Origin of the sequence: Siccirubricoccus soli (genome assembly GCF_024178315.1) — a bacterium.
Classification (GTDB): domain Bacteria; phylum Pseudomonadota; class Alphaproteobacteria; order Acetobacterales; family Acetobacteraceae; genus Siccirubricoccus; species Siccirubricoccus soli.
In genome coordinates, this window is sequence record NZ_JAMZIK010000207.1 from 1 (window position 1) to 3,204 (window position 3,204).

Annotated in this window: 3 protein-coding genes; 2 read left to right on the plus strand and 1 reads right to left on the minus strand. The window is 75.2% G+C overall.

Annotated features, from left to right (window positions below):
- Positions 1-141: 141 nt before the first annotated feature.
- Both NJ376_RS26035 and NJ376_RS28905 read left to right on the plus strand, forming a co-directional pair.
- Positions 142-2,409, plus strand: a complete 2,268-nt coding sequence (locus NJ376_RS26035) for a hypothetical protein (protein ID WP_252956284.1) — start codon at positions 142-144, stop codon at positions 2,407-2,409.
- A gap of 103 nt (positions 2,410-2,512) precedes the next feature.
- Positions 2,513-2,821 (plus strand): DUF1330 domain-containing protein, encoded by a 309-nt coding sequence (locus NJ376_RS28905; protein WP_256476600.1) that lies wholly within the window; start codon positions 2,513-2,515, stop codon positions 2,819-2,821.
- A gap of 107 nt (positions 2,822-2,928) precedes the next feature.
- Here the strand turns inward: NJ376_RS28905 and NJ376_RS26045 are convergent.
- A partial coding sequence (locus NJ376_RS26045) for a GcrA family cell cycle regulator (RefSeq protein WP_252956286.1) occupies positions 2,929-3,204 on the minus strand: 276 nt, incomplete at its 5' end.

The following is a 3,204-nucleotide window of genomic DNA, read 5'->3' on the forward strand; positions in this document are numbered from 1 at the left end:
TCAACGGGCAGGCCGGGTTCCGCCGGGAGGGCGAAGATACCGGAGGCCCGGGTCCGGTCGCGCTGCGCCGTCGCGGCCGATGGCGGCCCGCCGCGGGTTCCGCCTATCCTGCCCGCAACACGGCGGGAGGGGGGCCGGCCAATGCCTGAGGCGAGGACAAGCTGGCTGGTGGAATACGGGCCGCTGCTCTGGCTGCTCGGCTCTTTCATCCTCGTCGGCGGCCTTGCCGCCTCGGTCGGGCTGCGTCGCGCCCTCTGGCATGCGCGGGTGCCGGCGGGTTTCGCCATCATCGCCTGCTTCGCCCTGGCGGGGCCGGAGCAGACGCGCTTCCTGCTGGCCGGCATCGATGGCCCGGGCCGCGTGTTGGCCCTGCTGGTCGCCGTCCACCTCACCGGCATCGGCGCCTGGTTCTGGGCGCGCTGGTCGCTCAACCTCGCCTGGCAGGCGGCGCTGCCGGGGGTGGAGGAGGTCTGCGCCGGCTGGTGGTGGCGCGCCCTGCCGCGCATCGTCGCCGTGGCGCCGGCCGTCGCGGCGCTGCTCTGCCTGTTCCTGGCCCGGCGGATGCTGCCCCTCTGGGTCGCCCTGACCCTGCTGGTCGGGCTGCTGCTGGTCGGGGCCTCGCTCGTCGCCCTGGCCGCCTTCCGGCGCAGCGTGCTGCGGGGACGGCGGGCGCGGCGGATGGGCCGTTTCCTCAACCTCGAGGGCGTGCTGGCGGATGAGGCGCTGCAATTCCGCAAGCCGCAGCGCCCGGTGGGAACCCGCGCCTGGCTGGCCCTGGCCCGCGCCTGCCTGCCCTTCGACCTGCCGCTGATCCGGCCGCTGCTGGCCGCCTTCCTGCTGGCCATCATCGGCGTGCTGATCGGCGCGGAGTGGCCCAGCATCCTCGCCCAGACCTTCGGCGCCGCGCCCACCGCGCTGTTCGGCCTGGCCGCGCTGCTGACGCTGCTGGCGGCGCCGGTGGGGCTGGTGGCGGCGGCCTGGCGCTGGCCGGCGATGTTCTTCCTGCTGCTCCTCATCCTCGGCGCCGCCGGCGTCACGGTGAACACGCTGGTGCGGCACGCGGCGGCGCCCGCCCCGGCGCGGCCGGAGCTCGCCGCGGCTGCCGAGCACTGGCTGCAGCATTGCGCGGTGCCGGAAGGGGAGGGGGCGGAGAAGGCGATCCGCGCCGTGGTGGTGGCCAATGCCGGCGGCGCCAGCCGCGCCGCGCTCTGGACTGCTGCGGTGATGGAGGCGCTGGAGACGCAGCTCGGCCTGCAGCCGGGGCGGCATCTCTTCGCCATCAGCGGCATCTCCGGCGGGGCGCTCGGCTCGGCGGCCTATGTGGCGACGCTCGACCAGTCCGGCCTGCGCTGCGGCGCGGTGCAGGAGGCGGCGGCGCGCGATGCGCGGCTCAAGCGGCTGCGGGAGGGGCTCGGCCAGGATTTCCTGGCGCCGCCGTTGGCGGGCCTCTTCCTCGGCGATGGCGTATGGCGGGTGTTCGGCCCGGTTTCGGCCGTGGCGGGCTGGGCCGGGCTCTGGCCCGCGGATCGCAGCGTGCGGCTGGAGCGCGCCTGGGAAGCCGCCTTCGCCGGGGCAGGGGAGGGGGGGCTGGCGGCGCCGCTGCTGGCCCGCAGCCTCGCGCCGGACGGGACGCTCCGCCTGCCGCTGCTGCTCACCGGCGGCACGCATCAGGAAAGCGGGCGGCTGGCGGTGACGGCGCCGGCCGATCTCCGCGGGGCATTGCCGGAGGCGATCGACGTGATCGCCACGCTGGGCGCCGACCTGCCCTTCTCCGTCGCCGCCAGCAACAGCGCGCGCTTCCCCTATGTGACCGCCCCCGGCCTGCTGCGGGACCGGGAGGGGCGGCGCTTCGGCCAGCTCGTCGATGGCGGCTACCACGACAACCAGGGCGCCGTCGCCGCCCGCGCCGCGGCGGAGGCGCTGGCCCAGGCGCATGCGCGGCTGCTGCAGGCCGGAAGGCTGGCGGGGACGCGGCTCGAGCTCTTCGTCATCCAGGTGGTGAGCGACCCGGACATCGCGCGCGAGGAATTGCCGCGCTGCGGCCCGCTGCCGCCCGGCTTCCAGCCGGTGGTGCAGCCGGCGGCGGTGGCGCACAGCCGGCCCTCGCCACTGGATTTCCTCACCTCCCCGGTCGGCGCGCTGGCGGCGGTGCGGGGGGAGCGGGCGAATGGCGGGGCGCTGGAGATGGCGCGGCGCTATTGCGGCGGGGCAGGACAGCATTTCGCGCTCTTCGCGCTCGGTGCGGGGACGGAGGGGGTAAAGCCGCCCCTCTCCTGGGTGCTGAACGCGGCGGTGCGGCGCGACATCGCCGCCGCCGGCCTCACGGGTTTCGACCGGCCGGGCAGCAGCCAGGAGAATGCGGCGGAGCTGGAGAGGCTGGCCCGCGCCTGGCAGGCCGCGCTGCAATGAGAGGCTGGAGCGGTTGAGCTTCGCTCATCCATCCCGCTCCGGTGCAATGTCCGGTCGCGTGAGTCACGGCTCCGGCCGATCCGGCCTCGACCGGTCACGCTCCATGGGAGGAAACGCCGATGCCCGCTTATCTGGTCGCCAATCTCCGGGTGAAGGACCCGGTGAAATTCGCCGAGTACCGCGACAAGGTCGCGCGCTGATCGCCGCCCATGGCGGCCGCTACCTGATCCGCGGCGGGGCGGTGACGCCGCTGGAGGGCGCGCCGGTCTTCGCCCGGATGGTGGTGCTGGAATTCCCCGACATGGCGAAGCTGCGCGGCTTCTACGACAGCGCCGAGTACGCGCCGCTCATCGCGCTGCGGCAGGCGGCGAGCGAGGGCGATGTGGCGATCGTCGAGGGGTATCGGGGGTAGCCTGGTGCCCTTCCGCGGCCTTGCCGCGGAAGGCTGTGCCGGCTCTCTGGCACCGAGCGGCTTTCCGGGGCCCCACGAAGCCGCGCAGCGGTTTCGTGGGGAAAAATCTACGCCGCGTCCTCGCGCCGGTCGCGCACCTTCACATAGGCCAGCGCCGCATGCTCGGCGCAGTAGGGCTTGCCGGCCATCGCGCCTTCGGTGCAGAAGCGGAAGCCGCTGGTGCCAGGCTCGCCGATCGGCCAGCAGCAGCTCCGCCCGGTGGCACGGGGGAAGGGGCGCACCACCGCGGCAGGGGCCTGCGGGGCCGCGGGCGCCGGGCGCGGCGCAGCAGCCGTCGCCGGGCGCTCCTCCAGCCGGCGCATCGGCGGGGCCATCGGCGCGCG